The 17,799-nt window shown below is 64.8% G+C and carries 12 protein-coding genes; 7 read left to right on the top strand and 5 right to left on the bottom strand.

What is annotated here, in order from left to right:
• Nucleotides 1-7: 7 nt before the first annotated feature.
• From RMR13_RS07420 to bamE, 3 genes are read left to right on the top strand one after another with little or no spacing between them, the layout of a single operon-like run.
• Nucleotides 8-2,518 carry a PEP/pyruvate-binding domain-containing protein gene (locus RMR13_RS07420; protein WP_310600005.1) on the top strand — a complete coding sequence of 837 codons (2,511 nt, stop codon included), beginning with the start codon at nucleotides 8-10 and terminating at the stop codon, nucleotides 2,516-2,518.
• Nucleotides 2,511-2,981 carry a response regulator gene (locus tag RMR13_RS07415; protein WP_310600004.1) on the top strand — a complete coding sequence of 157 codons (471 nt, stop codon included), beginning with the start codon at nucleotides 2,511-2,513 and terminating at the stop codon, nucleotides 2,979-2,981. The genes RMR13_RS07420 and RMR13_RS07415 overlap by 8 nt, the downstream gene beginning before the upstream one ends.
• Nucleotides 2,978-3,307 (top strand): outer membrane protein assembly factor BamE, encoded by a 330-nt coding sequence (gene bamE, locus RMR13_RS07410; protein ID WP_310600003.1) that lies wholly within the window; start codon nucleotides 2,978-2,980, stop codon nucleotides 3,305-3,307. The genes RMR13_RS07415 and bamE overlap by 4 nt, the downstream gene beginning before the upstream one ends.
• Nucleotides 3,308-3,456: 149 nt before the next feature.
• On the opposite strand, the gene ilvC is transcribed toward bamE, so the two are convergent.
• Nucleotides 3,457-4,932, bottom strand: coding sequence for a ketol-acid reductoisomerase (ilvC, locus tag RMR13_RS07405; protein ID WP_310600002.1), 1,476 nt, complete (start codon nucleotides 4,930-4,932; stop codon nucleotides 3,457-3,459).
• A 210-nt stretch (nucleotides 4,933-5,142) separates the two neighbouring features.
• Here ilvC and ilvY point away from each other — a divergent pair, with 210 nt between their 5' ends.
• Nucleotides 5,143-6,024: an HTH-type transcriptional activator IlvY gene (ilvY, locus tag RMR13_RS07400; protein ID WP_310600001.1), complete on the top strand. Its 882-nt coding sequence runs from the start codon at nucleotides 5,143-5,145 to the stop codon at nucleotides 6,022-6,024.
• 70 nt (nucleotides 6,025-6,094) lie between these two features.
• On the opposite strand, the gene RMR13_RS07395 is transcribed toward ilvY, so the two are convergent.
• Nucleotides 6,095-6,592: a universal stress protein gene (locus RMR13_RS07395; RefSeq protein ID WP_310600000.1), complete on the bottom strand. Its 498-nt coding sequence runs from the start codon at nucleotides 6,590-6,592 to the stop codon at nucleotides 6,095-6,097.
• Nucleotides 6,593-6,864: 272 nt separating this feature from the next.
• On the bottom strand, nucleotides 6,865-8,841 hold the full coding sequence (locus tag RMR13_RS07390; protein WP_310599999.1) for an SWIM zinc finger family protein: 1,977 nt from the start codon (nucleotides 8,839-8,841) through the stop codon (nucleotides 6,865-6,867).
• Between the two features lie 384 nt (nucleotides 8,842-9,225).
• Between RMR13_RS07390 and RMR13_RS07385 the strand changes: the two genes are divergently transcribed.
• Entirely contained in the window at nucleotides 9,226-11,742 is a 2,517-nt protein-coding gene (locus RMR13_RS07385; protein ID WP_310599998.1) for an ATP-binding protein, read from the top strand.
• Nucleotides 11,743-11,854: 112 nt separating this feature from the next.
• On the opposite strand, the gene RMR13_RS07380 is transcribed toward RMR13_RS07385, so the two are convergent.
• Complete coding sequence (locus RMR13_RS07380) at nucleotides 11,855-12,538, bottom strand: AcvB/VirJ family lysyl-phosphatidylglycerol hydrolase (RefSeq protein WP_310599997.1); 684 nt, start codon at nucleotides 12,536-12,538, stop codon at nucleotides 11,855-11,857.
• Between the two features lie 170 nt (nucleotides 12,539-12,708).
• Nucleotides 12,709-15,264 carry a bifunctional lysylphosphatidylglycerol flippase/synthetase MprF gene (gene mprF / locus RMR13_RS07375; protein ID WP_310599996.1) on the bottom strand — a complete coding sequence of 852 codons (2,556 nt, stop codon included), beginning with the start codon at nucleotides 15,262-15,264 and terminating at the stop codon, nucleotides 12,709-12,711.
• 327 nt (nucleotides 15,265-15,591) lie between these two features.
• On the opposite strand from mprF, the gene RMR13_RS07370 reads away from it, so the two are divergent.
• Nucleotides 15,592-16,185: an NUDIX hydrolase gene (locus RMR13_RS07370; RefSeq protein ID WP_310599995.1), complete on the top strand. Its 594-nt coding sequence runs from the start codon at nucleotides 15,592-15,594 to the stop codon at nucleotides 16,183-16,185.
• A gap of 60 nt (nucleotides 16,186-16,245) precedes the next feature.
• Entirely contained in the window at nucleotides 16,246-17,778 is a 1,533-nt protein-coding gene (pap, locus tag RMR13_RS07365; RefSeq protein ID WP_310599994.1) for a polyphosphate:AMP phosphotransferase, read from the top strand.
• The last annotated feature ends 21 nt before the right edge of the window (nucleotides 17,779-17,799 follow it).

Here is a 17,799-nt window from a genome sequence, read left to right as displayed (position 1 = left end):
GTTCGCCATGCCTTTGCCCGACCGGATTTCCACCTTGCTGCGGCGGTTACTGCGGCCTGGAACCGCCGCAACCAAACCGGACCCCGACCAGGCGGCACGCAAGTTCGCCGCCCGCGCCCGCAGCTTCCACGATCTGCTGGCCGCCCGCGCCGGTGCCCTGAAGGCCATGGCCGAACTGGATGCCGCCCGGCGCGACGGCCGCCCCCTGTCCATATCCTTCATCCGGGCCCGCTGCACCTTGGCCACGGTCAATGTTTTCAAGATCATCCGCCACTGCAACCAGATCGTCGACGGCCACCACGAGGAGCCGGAGCGCACCTTTTCCCGATTGCGGCAGCGCATCGAGACCATCCTGGAGGCCAGGCGGGAACCGGTCGCGGGCGAGACGCTCCTCGATTTGGTCCGGATCGACCGGACCCGGGCCGGCCTCGCCGGAGAAAAGATGGCCCATCTGGCCGAAGCCGGGGCCATCGGCGGCATCCGTATCCCGCCGGGGTTCGTGTTCACTGCCGCTGCCACCGGCCTCTTTTTTCAGCACAATCAGCTGTATCGCCACATCAACCACATCCTCCAGCAGATAGAGATCGCCGATCTGGAAGATCTGTACCGCAAGAGCGCCGCGATCCGGGAATTGATCCGGAACGCCCCGATGCCGCCGGAACTGGAAACCCAGCTCCTCGACCGGTTCGACCGCCTGGCCGACGCCGGGACCGCATGCCGGGTGGCGGTCCGCTCCAGCGCCGTTGCCGAAGGGATCGGCCCGACCGCCTTTGCCGAACTCTACCGCAGCGAACTCGATGTCGGCCGCGACGACCTGATCGATGCCTGCAAAACGGTGCTGGCCTCGAAATACACGCCCCAGGCCATCTCCCACCGGCTGGCCAAGGGCCTGCTCCACGAGCAATGCGAAATGGCCATCGGGGTGCTGGCCATGGTCGAGGCAAGGGTGAGCGGCGTTTGCCATACCCGATCCATCGGCGGGCCGGAGGACACCCTGGATCTTTTCTATGCCCCCGGAATGGCCAAGGGCATTGTCGACGGCACCCGATCCATCGGGTACCTGCGGCTGGAGCGCCAGGCGCCGCACCGAATCGTCGCGCGGCAGGAGGCCGGGGATGCGATCGAACCCTGGCTGGCCGACGCCGAAGCGGTCGCCCTGGCCGAAATCGGCATGCGGCTGGAGCGCCATTTCGGCGCCCCCCGGGAGATCGAATGGTCGATCGATCCGGCCGGCGCTCTGTTCGTGCTCCAGAGCAGGCCGGCCGGCACGGTGCAGGCCCCCGCGGGACCGACGCCAACACCGGCGGCCGGCCGACCGCTGCCGCTGCTCCACGGCGGGGTGACCGGCTGCGACGGTGCCGGCTGCGGCGAGGTCTTCGTGGTCCGCACCGTGCCGGAGGCGCTGCGCTGCCCCCGACGGGCCGTGCTGGTGGTCCGGCATCCCCTGCCGGAATGGGCGCCGTTGCTGCACCGGGCGGTGGCTCTGGTGGCCGAGACCGGCAGCGAAGCCTGTTATCTGGCCATCCTGGCCCGTGAATTCGGCCTGCCGGCCCTGGTTGCCCTAGACCGGGCCACCGAGTTGCTGGCCGACGGCGCCCTGGTCACCGTCGACGCGACCGCCCGGGCCGTCTACCAAGGCCGGATCGATTCCCGGCCGGGCCAGACGGTCGACCGCCCCGATCCTCAGGAGGGCAGCCCGGTCCGGCGCATTTTGACCGAGGTGCTGTCCCTGGTCGGTCCCCTCGATCCGCCCGTTTCCGATTCGCCCGGCTTCCAGGCCGACCGGTGCCAAACCCTCGATGACCTCATACGGTTGTACCACCAGCAAGCGGTGGCCGGGATATTCGCATTCAGCCGGCGCGTCGGCAATGGCCAAGGGGCGGCCAAGCGGCTGGGCGGCGCCCTGCCGGGCCAATGGTGGGTGGTCGATCTGGGCGGAGCCTTGATTCCCGACTACGATCGCAGCCGGCCGGACCTCGAGATCACCGATATTGCCAACCCCCTGCTGCACGCCTTCTGGACGGGCATGCGGCATTCGCCAAGACAAAAACCGTCCGCCTCCGGACTGCGGGCCGCGGCCGCCGCGCTCTTCCTGGCCAGCGGGGGAAACGGTCCGGCGTCAATCCGCGCATCCTTTCTCCGGCAGAAGAATTATTTCCTTCTTTCGCAAAAATATTGTAATCTCAACATCTGTTTCGGCCGCCTCTTCGCCACGGTCGAGGCCATGCTCGACGACCGGGACAACGACAGTTCGATCGCCTTTCGCTGCACGGTCGGCACCTCTCGCCAAACCCGGCGGATCGAGATCCTGGCCGAGGTGCTGGAGCATTTCGGCTTCCGGACCGAACGAGACGGCGAAGTGCTCGCCGCCCGGGTGGATCGGGAGTCCGGTCCGGTCGTTTTTGACCGGCTCAAGGTCCTGGGCTCTCTCGTCGTTTGCGCCCGACAGCTGGCCGCGGAGCCGGCCGGCCGCGACACATGTATTCAAGCAATTGAGGAAATGCTGCACCATGAGTGAACAGACCGTCCAACTCGAAGCGGCGCTCAAGATTCACCTGCTGCTGGTGGACGACGACCTTGAGTTCAAGGAAATCATGCAGAGGCATCTGGGCCGGATCGGCATCCGCCTCAGCGTGTCCGCGTGCTGTCTCGACGCGCTGGATCTGCTGGAAGCCCAAAGCGCCGATGTGGTGATCATGGACATGAACATGCCCGGCATGGACGGCATCCAGTGTCTCCGCAAGGTCAAGGAACGCTGGCCCCTGGTCGAGGTGATCATCCTGACCGGGCATGCCTCGGTCAAGTCGGGGATCGAAGGCATGGAAAGCGGCGCCTTCGATTACTGCCTCAAGCCCATCGATGTCCGCGAGCTGATCGAAAAGATCGAGCTCGCGGCCCAGAAAGCCCTGATCAATCGGGAAGACGCCCTCCTGGTACCCGCAGTGCCAGGCGCTGTCCCGCAACCCAAGCCCACCCCATGAAGACACCCGCATCTTTGTTTCGTTTTCTGCTGCTCGGCTGCCTTGCCCTGCTGCTGGCCGGTTGCGCCAGCGCCGGCAAGGAGTTCAATGTCCTCGGCGTGCGCCAGATCCAGCCGCATCAGACCAACCGCGCCCAGATCGAAGCACTCTTCGGCCCGCCCTGGCGGACCGGGATCGAGGACGGCAAGCAGACCTGGAGTTACGGCTATTACAAGTACGGCCTCGGCGACACCCTCAGCCGGGATCTCACCATCCGCTTCGACGCCACGGGCACCGTGACCTCCTACACCTTCACCTCCAGCTACCCGGAAGACAAGGGCTTGTAAGCGGCCGACGGCCGGAGGCGACCCCGGCCGATTCCGACAACGGCGCCCGCCGTTGTCCAAGCCCCCAAAAAAAATCCCCCCGATCCTGAGGGATCGAGGGGATTTTTTTGTCCATCCGGCCGTAACCGGAACTGGTGGCAGGTGCGTTTTTAGATGATCGGCTTCATCGCGCCCATGTGGGAACGCAGCTCCTCGCCCACCTGCTCGACCAGGGTGTAGCGGATGGCGGCGTTGACCCCGATCAGCTCGATATTGTCCACCGCGTTGTCCCGCACGTCCAGCCCCTTGCCGATGACGTCGGTGTCGACGGCCTTCATGAAATCGGCCAGCAGCGGCACCGCCTGATGGGCGAACAGGTAGCAGCCGTACTCGGCGGTGTCGGAAATGACCACGTTCATCTCGTAGAGCTTCTTGCGGGCGATCAGATTGGCGATCAGCGGCACCTCGTGCAGGCTCTCGTAGTAGGCCGATTCCTCCTTGATGCCGGAGGCCACCATGGTGTCGAAGGCCAGCTCGACGCCCGCCTTGATCATGGCCACCATCAGGATGCCCTTGTCGAAAAACTCCTGCTCGCTGATTTCGACATCGGCGGCCGGGGTCTTCTCGAAGTCGGTTTCCGCGGTCTTGGCGCGCCAGCCGAGCAGTTTCTTGTCGCTGTTGGCCCAGTCCTTCATCATAGTCTTGGAGAAAAAGCCGGACATGATGTCGTCCATGTGCTTTTCGAACAGCGGGGTCAGGATTTCCTTGATCTCCTCGGACAGATAGTAGGCGCGGATCTTGGCCGGGTTGGAGAGCCGGTCCATCATGTTGGTGATGCCGCCGTGCTTGAGCGCCTCGGTGACGGTTTCCCAGCCGTACTGGATCAGCTTGGTGGCGTAGCCGGGATCGATCCCCTTCTTGACCATCTTGTTGAAGCAGAGCAGGCTGCCGGCCTGGAGCATGCCGCAGAGGATGGTCTGCTCGCCCATCAGGTCGCTCTTGACCTCGGCGACAAAGGACGACTCCAGCACCCCGGCCCGGTGGCCGCCGGTCCCGGCGGCATAGGCCTTGGCGATATCCCAGCCTTCGCCCTTGGGATCGTTTTCGCGGTGGACCGCAATCAGGGTGGGCACGCCGAAACCGCGCTTGTATTCCTCGCGTACCTCGGTTCCGGGCGATTTCGGCGCCACCATGATGACGGTCAGATCCTCGCGGATCTGCATCCCTTCCTCGACAATGTTGAAGCCGTGGGAATAGGAAAGGCAGGCGCCCTCCTTCATCAGCGGCATGACCGCAGTGACGACCTTGGTGTGCTGTTTGTCCGGGGTGAGATTGATCACCAGGTCGGCGGTGGGGATCATCTGTTGGTAGTTGCCGACGGCAAAGCCGTTGTCGGTGGCGTTTTTCCAGCTCTGGCGCTTCTCGGCGATGGCGGAGTCGCGCAGGGCGTAGGAGACGTCCAGGCCGGAGTCGCGCAGGTTGAGTCCCTGGTGCAGCCCCTGGGCGCCGCAACCGACGATGACGATCTTCTTGCCCTTGAGCTTGCCGACGCCATCGGCGAATTCAGAAGCGTCCATGAAGCGGCATTTGCCCAGTTCCTCCAGTTGCAGGCGCAACGGCAGGGTATTGAAGTAGTTTTGTCCCATGATCATTCCTCTCTTGTTGGGGTGGTTGGACGAAAGATAGCCAGCCACGGCGATCTCACTGCCAGCTCGCAATTTCCCTCACCATAGCCGAAATTTTCATTGCGGAAAGTGAATTCTCCGCAATTCATTGTTGCAAAAAATGCAATACGCATCCACAATGGGCGCTGGCTTGCCTCATACCACGGAACGCATCTTCTTTCCGCAATTTTTATGGACATCCGCGCCCTCATAATTTTCAGCCACCTGGCCGCGACCCTTCATTTCGGCCGGACCAGCCGCGCCTGCCACCTCACTCCCTCGGCCCTGACCCGCGCCATCCAGCGGATCGAGGAGCAGGTGGGTGCGCCCCTGTTCCGGCGTGACAACCGCACCGTGGCCCTCACCCCGGCCGGGGCCGCGTTCAAGCGGTATGCCGACGAGGCGGTGGAGCGCTGGCAGGCCCTGCAACGGGAACTGGCCGGCACCGAGGTCCTGGGCGGCGAAATCTCGCTGTTCTGCTCGGTCACCGCCGCCATGTCCATTTTGCCGCCCATCCTCAAGGCCTTTCGTCTCCTGCATCCCGGAGTCCAGATCAAGCTCCAGACCGGTGACGCCGCCGAGGCCCTCGACCGGCTCGACAACCGCCAGGCGGAGGTGACCATCGCCGCCCTGCCGGAGCGCCTGCCCGCCACGGTCGTGTTCGTCGAACTGGCGCTCACCCCCCTGGTGTTCATCGCCCCGGCCGACGGCGCTGAATTCCTGGAGCACGAAGGCGAACGGATCGACTGGGCGCGCATTCCGGTCATCCTGGCCGAACGCGGCTTGAGCCGGGAGCGGATCGACCGTTGGTTCAGGGCCAACGGCATCCGGCCCAATATCTATGCCGAGGTGGCGGGTAACGAAGCCCTGCTGGCCATGGTCAGTCTGGGCTGCGGGGTCGGGGTGGTGCCGGAATTGGTGCTGGAAAAAAGCCCGCTGCGGGATCAGGTGCGCCTGGTCGAGGTCGAATCGGGGCTCGCGCCCTTCACCATCGGCGCCTGTACCTTGGAAAAGCACCTGCGCAACCCGGTGATCCGGGCCTTCTGGACCGCCATCGCCCCGATCGACCGGTAGTGGCCGCAAAAAAAAGCCCCGGCTCCGACGGGCGCGGAACCGGGGCGAAGAGGTACGGCTCGAAGCAGGGTTATTTTTCGGCCATGGGGACCAGCAGCACCGGCACCGAGGTGTACCGGGAAACCCGACGGGCGGTGGTGCCCATGATGGCGTTGCCGAGGAAGGAGCGGGTCGAGGTGCCCATGACGATCATGCCGGCATCGTACTTTTTCGCCGTATCCAAAATTTCCTCGGCAGGGTTGCCGGAGGCCACCATGATCTCGGTCACCGGCGTCCAGTCGAGGCCAAAGGCGGCCATTTCCTCCAGGCAGAAGGTTTCGACCCGTTGCTTCATGATCGTCAGGATGTCCTCGGCCATGTCCTTGTTGATCCGGTCGGCGGCCGCGCCGGAAAGATAGTTGGCGATGATCGCGGTGCCGGTGCTGCCCAGGGGCTCGACCACATGCAGGACCAGCAGGCGGGCATTGTAGCGGCGGGCCTGGCTCACGGCCAGGCGGAAGACCGACCGGGTGTTCTCGCCCAGATCGGTGGCAAAAAGAATGGTCTGCATATTGGGCGCGGGAATCATCTGCTCCTCCTTGGTGGGGGCCGGAACATTCCGGCGGGTTCTTCACGACGGACGAAAATGCCCGCCGACGGTTACATAACTCACACTAATTACATAATATTTACTTACATAAGCCATTCTGGCCTGTCAAATCTTTTTCTGATTACCATCGAACCTCGGCCAGGCTCGTTCGCCGGCAGTCGGCGGTGTGCTTGACGCTTCGGCAAGCCGGTCGAGCAAACGAAAACTCTCGCTACGTTCGAGATGACCATGTGGCCGCTTTCCCGGCCAAGTCAGCCCTCGCCTTCCTTGATCCCGTCGATGATTTTCCTGCCGCCGGCACCCAGGGAATCCAGCACCTCCAGCAGCCGCCGCTTGGCCTTGTGGGTCCGTCGCAGTTCGGCGAGCAAGGCCTCCCACTCGGGCAGACGCTGGCGCTCCTTGAACACCTTGTACATCAGCCGCAAAAAACCGCCGGCCTCGGCATAGGCCCTGGGCTTGACCTGGGCGATCAGGCCGTCGACCAGCCGTCGCCAGATGGCCAAGGCCACCTCGGGATGGGTTTTGGCCACGGCCCTGGCCACGGTTTCGTCGACCCCCATGGTTCCGGACGATCCCTTGACCATGGCCTGATACAGGGCCACCACCTCGTCGAACCGTTTCTCGAAAATGGCGATGTCGATCAGCACCGGTCGATCCGGAAAACGATCGCGCGAGCCACCCCTTAGTTTTTCCTGGGGATAGCGTACCTCGGGCGCGGGCAGGGGCCAGGCGAGGGATTCGCCCTTTTTGGCCGGGCCGTCGGGCCGACGGCCGCTCTCCAGATAGCCGAGCGCGCCGGTCCGGACCGGCGGCCAGCAGCCGAGTTTTTCCGCGGCCCGGCGCAGTTCCTTGTAGCTCTCCAGCCAGGGCCGGTGGAAAAATTCCTCGGCCCGATGGGCGGCAACCAGCTCATGCTGCTGCCGCGTCTCGGCGATACGCCGCAACCGCTCCTGCAGCCCTGCGGCACTGCCGGTCCTGTCCTGGGCGCTGCGGCCGAATCCGTGGATGCACCACTGCCGGGCCCGATCCAGATCGCCGGTCTCGACGAGCAGGTCGGCCAACTGGGCGTAATTGCCCAACCGGTCGACGTTTTTTTCCATCAGCGGCACGATCTTTCCGGCCTGGCCGCTGCGCCGGTAGGCAACCACCAGGCGTTCCTGCAATTCGGTCTGGCCGAACAGGGCGGAAAAGGTCGCGGCCTGGGAGCCCTTTTTCACCGTTTCCGTCCGTCCTTCCAGGGCCTCCGCCACCTGCCGCCATTCGTCGGGACCGTAGCGTTCGTCGTCCAGCACCTTTTCTCCCGATTGCAGCAGGCCGAACTGGTCTTCCAGCAGGCGGTCGATCACCCACAACAGCTGCGCCGCCTTGGGCAGGGACGAGGCCGGCAGGGCGCGGAGCACGATATCCAGGCAGCCGGCAATGGCATCGCCGGTCTCGCCTTCGTCGTCGGACTGCTCGACCTGTTCGCTGCCGCGCCGCCAGAGTTCGTCGCCCAGCTCCAGCAGGGCATCGGCATGGCCGGCGGCCTGCAGGAGGGCGAACTGCTGGCGGACATGGAAATAATCGGGAATGTCGCGTTCGTCGCTCCAGGGGCTCGACCAGGCCGGCTCCTCGGTCAGATTGCCGATCTCCCGGCGCAGGGCCCGCACCAGCGGCTCGATCCGGCCGCTCCGCAACTGCTCGGCCTCCAGCAGGGTGCGCTCCACCAGCGGAAAATTGGCGGCCAGGCGGACCACCATCTCCACCAGTTCCTCCCGGCTCTTGTCCACCAGCAGCTTGCGCACCTTGGAGTGCTCCCGCTTGCCGCCCTTTTCCCAAATCTCGGGCCGCGCACCTTCCGGCTCGTCATCCTCCATCCGAACCGAATCGTCCTCCTGGTCGTTGAACAACACCAGATGCAGGTCGTCGTCCTCGCTCAGCAGAGGAATCTCTCGCTTGCCCTTGATCTGGCGGGCCGCCGCCAGGATCACCGCCACCGCGTGCTTGCACGGGCCACCGTCATAGGGACAGGTGCAGAACCAGTCGTGGTCCCCATCCTCGTTGAGGTGCACCAGGGTGGCGTAGTCTTCGGTCCCCGAAACCCAGGCGGCCAATTCGCCCTCGGCGGTGCGGTGCAGCCCGTCCACCCGGCCGATGTAGGCCTTGCCCCTGGCGCGGATTTTTTCGCCGGCCCAGCGATCCAGGTCGTCGTAGGTCAACTCGCTCAACAGGGCGCCAAGTGTCTTCATTGTTCCCCCTTGGATCATTTTCCTTGTCTCTGCCGTAAGTTACGAAATCAATCCTTCAAATTAAACGGACTTGCGCCGGAAAGACAACGGGAATCTGCCCGGTCCGCGCCAAAGCGAACGGGAATGGAGCCATCGAGGGGATCGGACCGGCCTGCGTTCCTCGGACAGCCAAGGCAGCAGCCATCGTCATGCCGAACCTGTACTCGCCCTGGCCCTGGGGCGCCGGCGTGCCGTCCGGCCGAACACCCGATCGGGCATTCTCCCGGGTGGGTACGCTTTTCCTTGACCATGTCCGTTGGGGTATGTTTTTTTTGGAACTAAACAATGAAACCGGAAAGCCTCCACCCCTGCACGGCTCTCCGAAAACCGAGAGCGCTTTCCCCCATGACCGTACAACCGTCTGCCGGCCGCCTGTATGCCTCTGTCCGCAGGCACGCCTACAGTATTTGCTTTCTGCTGCTGGCCTTTTTGACCGCCGTTCTGCTTGGCTTCTTCCTCTTCGTGAGCCACCGCCAGACAGGACGGACCATTGCCATCAATTCGGCCAACGAAGCGAATGTCCTCGCCAGCCAACTGGAGGCGGCCCTGCGCCGCATCGACGCCACTTCCGACCTGATCGGCCAGCACCTGATCCCCGAGTTGCGGGCAGGACACTTCTCGCCGCAGGCCATCCGACACGCCACCAGCCATCTCCAGACTCTGTGCCGGGCGTTCCCCGAAATCCGGGGGCACGCCTTCTACGATGCCGAAGGCCGGCTGGTGTTCAGCAGCAACCCCGACGAAGCCCCTGCCAGCATCGCCGACCAACCCTATTTCCTGCAGAGCAAACAATTCCCCACGGAAGGCCTGCACTTTTCCCAGACGTTGCTCGCCAAGCCCTTGATCATGATCGCCTCGCAGGCGGTTCTGGCGGCCGACGGCAGTTTCCAGGGGCTGATCGTCACCCCAATTGACCTGGGATTTTTCGAGAGCCTGTTCGCCCAGATGGACGTCGGCCGGGACGGCGCGGTCGGCATCCGGCGCAACGATACCAGCGCGCTGGTGCTGCGGTGGCCGCCGATGCCATCCAAACTCAACAGTCCCGCCGAGGATATCCCTCCCCAGCGGCTGATCGAGCGCGGCATCTTCAAGGGCGTGATCCGCTACCCCGGCATCACCGACGGCGTCGACCGCATCTTCGCCTTTCACTGCCTCACGCCCTCCCCCTTCTATGTGCTGGTGGGGCGGGGCGCCAGCGAACAGTTCGCGGATTGGCGACGGATGGCCGGCATCACCACGACGCTGACCGCGATGGGCCTGCTGGTGATGGGCCTGTTCATCAAACGGATGCGCAACAGCAAGCAACGGCTGCACCTGAGCGAACAGCATTATCAGGCGATCATCGAAAATCAGCCCGATGCGGTCTGCCGTTGGCTGCCCGATACCACCTTGACCTTTACCAATAGCAAGTATGCGGAATTGTGCGGCTTTGCCGAAGAGGAATCCCTGCTTGGCCGCCGTTGGATCGAGATGGTTCCGACCGCGGAGCGGCCCGCCATCCTGGCCGCCCACGCCCAGCTGATGGCATCCGGCGTCCCGCTTTCCCGCGAAAGCCTCAGCGTCCTCGACAACGGCACATCCCGCCATATCCATTGGATGGAAGCGCCGCTGCTCGACAGCTCGGGCCGCTGCGTCGAAGTGCAGTCGGTCGGCCGCGACATCACCGAATTGCGGCGCTCCGAGGCGGAGCGGCAGCGGCTGCACACCCAGCTCATCCAGGCGCAAAAGATGGAGGCCATCGGCACCCTGGCAGGCGGTATCGCCCACGATTTCAACAACATCCTCGGCGCGATCATCGGCTATACCGAAATCGCCCTGGATGCCTGCCCGCCCGATTCGGCGGTGGCCCGCGACCTGACCAACGTGCTCAACGCCGGCTACCGGGCCGTGGACCTGGTCAAGCAGATTCTGGCCTTCAGCCGCCAGACCGTCACCGAGCGGACCACGCTCCTGCCGGCGCCGATCGTCAAGGAGGCGGTCAAGCTCCTCCGCCCCACCTTGCCCTCGACCATTGCCATCGAAACCCGGATCGACGACGCCGGCCGCAGTATCCTCGCCGATCCGGTCCAGATCCAGCAGATCGTGATGAACCTCTGCACCAACGCCTTCCATGCCATGGAGACCACCGGCGGCACCCTGACCATTACCCTGGCCGACCGGGACATCGCCGTGGACGAGATTCCCGACCAGGCCAAGGTGCTGCCCGGCCCCTTTGTCGAGCTGACAGTCGCCGACACCGGCACCGGCATTGCCCCGGAAATCCGGGACAAGATCTTCGAGCCCTTTTTCACCACCAAGAGCGTGAGCAAGGGGACCGGCATGGGGCTGTCCATCATCCACGGCATCGTCACCTCCTACCAGGGCCTGCTGAGCTGCGACAGCACGCCTGGCCAGGGAACCTGCTTCCGCGTCCTCTTGCCGGCCAGCACCCCGGCGGACGAGGCCGAACGGGAAACCGCCGAACGGGCGCTCCCCGGCCGGGAGCGCATCCTGTTCGTCGACGATGAACCGATACTGGCCGAACTGGGCCAAACCATGCTGGAACGGCTCGGATACCAGGCCACGGCCTGCACCGACAGCACCGTGGCCCTGGCCGCTTTCCGCAATCATCCCGACCTGTTCGACGCCGTGGTCACCGACCATACCATGCCGGGCCTGACCGGCATGGAAATGGCCCGGCAAATGCTGGCGATCCGCCCGGATTTGCCGATCGTTCTCTGCACTGGCTACAGCAGCCTCGTGACCAAGGATGCGGTCCTGGCCGCGGGCATCAAGGGGTTCGCCTTCAAGCCCCTGCCCCGGAAAGAACTGGCGGCCCTGCTCCGCCAGGTGCTCGACGCCAGCGACCGGCCCGCCGCCTGAAGCCCTCTCCCAAGGCCGAGACGGCCGATGCCCTGGCCGCCGGCCGCGACCTGGGCGACTCCCTGACCCGGCGCCAGAGCCGGCATCGACTGTACATGCGAAGAAGACCCGGTCAGCGGTCAGCCGGCTTTGGTCGTTGGGCGGCCTCCAGCCCCTTGAAAATGGCCTGGATGACCGGATCGTAGCGGTAGTTGTAGTGATGGCCGCCCGGCATGGGCAGGATGCTGAAGTTGCCGCCCTTCAGGGCCGGGCAGATGGCATCGGTCTCTTCGGTGCCGTACACGCACAGCACCGGCCCCTTGATGCGCGCCGCCTCGGGGAGCACCTCCAGGGCTCCGGGCCGCCGCTCGTCCTTCATCCAGTCCAGGACATGGATCTCGACATTGACGAAGGTGCTCGGCCCGAGCAGGACGCAGTAATCCACCCGGGCAAGGAGGTCTTCGGGCAGGCGGTTGACGAGAAAGGGCAGCCAGCAGGCCCCGAACGAAAAGCCGACCAGAAGTACCCGTTTTTTCTCCCAGGCCTGGAGGTAGTGCCTCAGCACCGCGGCCAGGGCCTGCGAAACCTCCGCGGGATCGCGCTCTTTCCAGAAATACTTGAGGCAGTCGAAGCCCACGGTGGCGATGCCCCGTTTCTGGAAGGCCTCGCCGAACGATTTGTCCAGGTCGGCCCAGCCGCCGTCGCCGGAAAGAATCACAGCCAAGACATCGTTCCGGTCGGCGGTCGGCAGTTCGATCAGGGGCAGATCACCCACCGCCACCGGTTCCTGTCCGGTCCGCGGCTCGGCATGTCCCATCGTTGCCACCGTCAGCAGACTCCAAAGCACCATTGCCGCCAGACCCCAAGTCCCAGGCCGTCGCCGGGGACGGTCCCCGCCGCAGCGGCCCTGCCGCGCCCCTCCGCATGTGTTCGCGCTTTGCATGGATGCTCCCCTCCATCCGTTCCGGGGGCAGGCGCCGGTCCGGCTCACTTGCCCACCATGCCCCTGGCCCCGCCGGAAATCAGGGTGGCCAGGTTGGTCATGATCCGGGGCAGGGCCAGGCCGCCCGGCGAGGCCAGGTAGCGCGGTTCCCACACCGGATCGAATTTCTCCTTGTAGGTCCGCAGCCCCTTGAAGTTGTAGAAGTGCTCCCCGTGCTGGTACAGCAGGGAGCCGGCCCGGTGCCACAGGGGGGCGTGCGGCCGGTTGGCCAGGCCGGCCAGGGGAGCCATACCGAGATTAAACCAGCCGTAGCCCTGCTGTTTGGCCCAGAGAATCAAGCTGATGAACAGATAATCCATGGTTCCGTTCGGGGCCTCGGGCAGAAAGCGCATCAGGTCGATCGACATTTCTTCCTGTTCCGCGCCCAGCCACACATTGGCGAAGGCGACGACGCGGCCGCCGTGTCGCACCAAGGCCACGGGATTGGCCTGCAGATATTCCGGGTGGAAAAAGCCCAGGGAAAAGCCTTTTTCCTTGGTTTTCTTGCCGACCAGCCAGCTGTCGGAAATGTGCCGCAGTTCGGGCAGCAAGGCGGGGACGGCGGCGGCCTCGACCAGCTCGAAGGAGCTGCCCTCCTTTTCCGCCTTCCGGTGGGAGTAGCGCAGGCCGCTGCGCGCCTTGCCCTCGAGGGAGAACCCGGCCAGCGGCACCCTGGCTTCCTCGCCGAGCTTGAGCAGGGTCAGCCCGAGGTCGAGGTACAGGTAGAGGGTATCGTGGCCGACCTCGTAGAACACCGGCCAGCCTTCGGCCTGTTCGCAGAGTTCGCGGAAGCGCCAGATCAGTTCCTGGTGTTCGGCCTGGGGACCAATGGGATCGCCCAGGCCGACCCAGCTTCTCCCCTCGATGGCGTACATGATGAAGGCGGTGTCGCTCGGGTTGAACAGGAGGGATTTATCGCCGAGCAGGGCCAGGTTGGCTCTGGTCTGCGTGCTGGCCGCGATCACCGCCCTGGCCTGATTCGACCCCGCCAGGTGGGGCGACGGCTCGACGAACCGGACGGGTTTGAGCAGGTGGGCGGTGGCGTAGAAGAGCAGCAGGCTCACGGCCCCGACCGTGGCCCTGAGAAAGCGGGGAGCGTCGCCGCTGATGGCGAAATGCCACCAGAGATCGCGGGAATAGGCCACATGCTTATGGGTAAAGAAGCCCAGCCAGATCGCGCAGCCCATCACCAGTAAAATCAGCATGGTCCATTTTCTGCTCAAGGGCTCGCTGAGCAGGGAAGAGCGGCGATAGAAGGCGTGGCGGCAGGGCAGCAGGGCCAGGAACATCAGGCCCAGGACAATGGCCGCTTCGTAATCCACCCCCCAGAGCAGGGACAGGAGCGAGCCGCTGGCCAGCAGGATGACGGCCAACAGGTAGGCCGCGTCGAGGCGGCGCAACAGGCCCCAGGCGACCAGCAGCAGACCGGCGCCGGTCAGGCTGCCGAGGAAGTGCGACAATTCCATCACCGGCATGGGCAGCATGCCGTGCAGCCAATGCAGGCGTCCCGGATGGCCGGGCGTTGCCCCGGAAAAGAGCAACACCGCCCCGCCGGCCAGGGTGGAGGCCGCCATGAGCTGCGGCACCAGGCTGCCGCCCAGGCGGGCGAGCCCCTTGACGATCCGTCCGGCCAGGGCCCGCTGCCGGAAGAATTCCAGCCCGCCCAGGAGCAGGCTGGCGCCGGTGAGCGGCAGCAGGTAGTACACAGCCCGGTACATCATCAAGCTGCCGGCCAGGGCATCCAGGGGGAGCTGCGGCAGGCTGAGCAGGATCATGGATTCAAACACGCCGATCCCGCCGGGGACGTGGCTGACCAGGGCCACCACCTGGGCCAGCAGGAAAATTCCCAGAAAATGCACGAACGACAGATGGGCGCCGGCGGGCAGGAGCGCGTACAGCACGCTGCCGGCCAGCACCCAGTCGGTGGCGCCGATCAGAACCTGCCGCCAGGCCAGGGTGGGCCGGGGCAGGGAAAACTGCCAGCCGCCCACCGCAAAGGGCCGGGTGCGGACATGCGTTGCCGCCAGATAGGACGCCACCAGTACCAGGAACACCAGCCCGAGCAGGCGGACGGACAGGAAGGGCAGGTGCAGCTGGCCCGGTAGCGCGAGCGGCTGGGTCGCAAAGACCGCGCCGCCCGCCGCGCCGACCCCCAGCCAGAAGGTGACGACCGTGAAGGAGAGCACCCGGGCGATCTCTTCGGTCGACAGGCCCCAGGCGGTGTAGAGCCGGTAGCGGATCGAGCCGGCGGTCAGCAGCGACAGGCCGATGGTGTTGCTGAAGGCGTAGCTGATGAAGGAGGTCAGGATCACCTTGCGGGGCGCCAGCGGGTGGCGCAGATAGCGGATCGCCAGCCAGTCGTAGCCGGTCATGACCAGGTAGCTCAAGCTCGTCAACCCCAGGGCCGCGGCGATCTGCCGGGGCGGCAGCGCATGCAGGTGGTGGAGGATGTCGCGGTAATGGATTTCGTTCAGGGCCCGATGCAGGATCCACAGCGCTCCCCCGAACAGGAGCAGGGAGAGCAGGGGAGAAAGTATTCGCAAGGGGATCGTTCGCCTCATTCCATGATTCTCCCGGGAAAAAGCGCGGTTGCGGATGGGATGGCCCTCATCCGCCCGGATAGGACGAGAAGCGCCGGCGGCGCCCTCTGATGGATTGCGCGGGCCGCCCTGGCGCGGCCCGGTCCTTTGCCGGCGACGGGCGTCGACGGCAAGGCAGAGGGCCAAGTCTATCCCATGGGATGCGGTCAGGACAAGCCTTATCGCCCCGCCATCGGCAAACTATGGGGCTCCCGGCGTGGATCTGCAAATAATGATTGCAAAAATCGGCGCAACCAACAAAGGTTACCGAAAGGGACGCAACCCGGAAAAGCCTCGAGAGGGAGAGGGGTGAATCTGTATCAGGTGTTCAGTCATTCCGGGCCGCTGGCCGGCAACAACCGGCGGCTCCGGCATTGTCCGCAGTGCGGCCTTCGCTTCGCCGACCGGGCGTTGGCCAGGTTCGAGCGGCAGCGATGCGGCCAATGCGGGTATGTCCATCATCTCAACCCCGCCCCTGGTATCGTCATGCTCGTCAAGTCGCCGGCCGGGGAAATCCTCGTCGGCCGGCGCAGGGCCACGGCCCGCTACGGCGGCAAATGGTGCCTGCCCGGCGGCTACATCGAGTACGAGGAGTCGTTCATCGACACCGCCCATCGCGAGGTTCGGGAAGAAACCGGGCTGGCGGTACGGATCGAGGGCATCGTCAACGTGGTGTCCAACCATCTCGACGACTGTCACCATACCCTGGTGATCGTGCTGCTCGGCGAGGCGCTGGCAGGCCGGCCCGAACCCGGGGACGACCTGGAGGAGTTGAAGTGGATCGATCGGCGGGCGCACGGGGGCGTCGACTATGCCTTCGAGGCGGACCAACGGATCGTCGACGGCTATTTTGCCGGCAACCTGCGGCAGGTGCCGATCGATGCCAGAATCGAACCAAGGTGAACCACGCGGCCCCGGACCGGAGAGCACCGGCGGCCGCGGTTTTAGGGAGGGTAGACAACGATGTTCGAATCAGCGGAATTAGGCCACAAGATCAAGAAATCGGCGTACGAGAAAGAGGTGCCCGCCCTGCGGGAGGAGTTGCTCGAGGTCCAGCTGGAATTGGCGAAATCGACGGCCTTCCCGGTGATCATCCTGGTGGGCGGCCTGGACGGCTCCGGCCGTGGCGCCACCGTCAACCTGCTCAACGAGTGGATGGACCCGCGCCACATCCAGACCCACGGCATGGGCGAACCTTCGGACGAGGAACTCGACCGGCCGATGATGTGGCGCTTCTGGCGGGCCCTGCCGCCCAAGGGCAAGATCGGCGTTTTCCTCGGTTCCTGGTACACTTGGCCGATCCTGAACCGGGTCAACGGCCGCACCAAGGACGCCGATCTCGAACAAAGCCTGGAGCGGGCCGTGCAACTGGAGAAGATGCTGGTGGACGAGGGCGCGTTGGTGCTCAAGTTCTGGCTGCACCTGTCCAAGGCCAAGCAGGAGAAACGGTTCAAGGAACTGGAGAAAAATCCCCTGACCCGCTGGAAGGTGACCAAGCGCGACTGGAAGCGCTTCAAGCAGTACGACACCTTCCAGGCCGTGCATGAGAAGGTCATCCGCTTCACCAGCACCGCCGAGGCCCCCTGGCTGGTCGTCGAGGGCGAGGACGCGTGCTACCGCAGCCTGACCGTGGGCAAGGTGATCCTCAAGGCCATCCGGGACCGGCTGGAACTGGAAACGGTGCCGCCGCCCCGGACCGTGGCCCCGCCCCTGATGCCGCCCATCGACAACTTGCACCTGCTGAAAACCCTGGACATGACCCAGAAGATCGACAAGCGGGACTACAAAGTCAAGCTGGACAAACTGCAGGGCCGGCTCAACGAGCTGACCCGCGACCCCAAATTCAAGTACATGTCGGTGATCGCGGTGTTCGAGGGCAACGACGCCGCCGGCAAGGGGGGCAGCATCCGCCGGATCACCGGTGCGCTCGATGCCCGCTACTACCAGGTCATTCCCATCGCCGCCCCCACCGAGGAGGAGCGCGCCCAACCCTATCTGTGGCGGTTCTGGCGGCACCTGCCGCGCAAGGGCCGGGTGACAGTTTTCGACCGTTCCTGGTACGGCCGGGTGCTGGTGGAACGGGTCGAGGGCTTTTGTTCGGAGTTCGACTGGATGCGGGCCTACAGCGAAATCAACGAATTCGAGGCGCAGATGGTGCGCCACCGCCTGTTGGTGGTCAAGTTCTGGCTGGCCATCACCAAGGAGGAGCAGTTGCGGCGGTTCGAGGACCGGCAGAAGACCGGCTTCAAGAATTTCAAGATCACCGACGAGGACTGGCGCAACCGGGAAAAGTGGGAACAGTATGAGCAGGCGGTCTGCGACATGGTGGACCGCACCAGCACCCTGGTGGCGCCGTGGACCCTGGTGGAGGCCAACAGCAAGAATTTCGCCCGGATCAAGGTGCTGAAAACCGTGTGCGACCGGGTCGAGGCCAAGCTGAAGGAACTCCACGACCAGGGCATCGACTATTTGGACAAGCCGAAGAAGAAGCGCTGACCGGACAAACGCTCGCGGCCG

It is taken from the genome of Desulfobulbus sp., assembly GCF_031547805.1.
Classification (GTDB): domain Bacteria; phylum Desulfobacterota; class Desulfobulbia; order Desulfobulbales; family Desulfobulbaceae; genus Desulfobulbus.
The sequence above is the reverse complement of the archived record's forward strand: the minus strand, read 5'-3'. Positions and strand labels throughout refer to the sequence as shown.

Bases quoted from the DNA above. Each gene is read 5' to 3' on its own strand.
- mprF (WP_310599996.1), bottom strand. From the start codon at position 15,264: ATGAGGCGAACGATCCCCTTGCGAATACTTTCTCCCCTGCTCTCCCTG.
- RMR13_RS07420 (WP_310600005.1), top strand. From the start codon at position 8: ATGCCTTTGCCCGACCGGATTTCCACCTTGCTGCGGCGGTTACTGCGG.
- RMR13_RS07385 (WP_310599998.1), top strand. From the start codon at position 9,226: ATGACCGTACAACCGTCTGCCGGCCGCCTGTATGCCTCTGTCCGCAGG.
- RMR13_RS07395 (WP_310600000.1), bottom strand. From the start codon at position 6,592: ATGATTCCCGCGCCCAATATGCAGACCATTCTTTTTGCCACCGATCTG.
- pap (WP_310599994.1), top strand. From the start codon at position 16,246: ATGTTCGAATCAGCGGAATTAGGCCACAAGATCAAGAAATCGGCGTAC.
- bamE (WP_310600003.1), top strand. From the start codon at position 2,978: ATGAAGACACCCGCATCTTTGTTTCGTTTTCTGCTGCTCGGCTGCCTT.
- RMR13_RS07415 (WP_310600004.1), top strand. From the start codon at position 2,511: ATGAGTGAACAGACCGTCCAACTCGAAGCGGCGCTCAAGATTCACCTG.
- ilvY (WP_310600001.1), top strand. From the start codon at position 5,143: ATGGACATCCGCGCCCTCATAATTTTCAGCCACCTGGCCGCGACCCTT.
- RMR13_RS07380 (WP_310599997.1), bottom strand. From the start codon at position 12,538: ATGGGACATGCCGAGCCGCGGACCGGACAGGAACCGGTGGCGGTGGGT.
- RMR13_RS07390 (WP_310599999.1), bottom strand. From the start codon at position 8,841: ATGAAGACACTTGGCGCCCTGTTGAGCGAGTTGACCTACGACGACCTG.
- ilvC (WP_310600002.1), bottom strand. From the start codon at position 4,932: ATGGGACAAAACTACTTCAATACCCTGCCGTTGCGCCTGCAACTGGAG.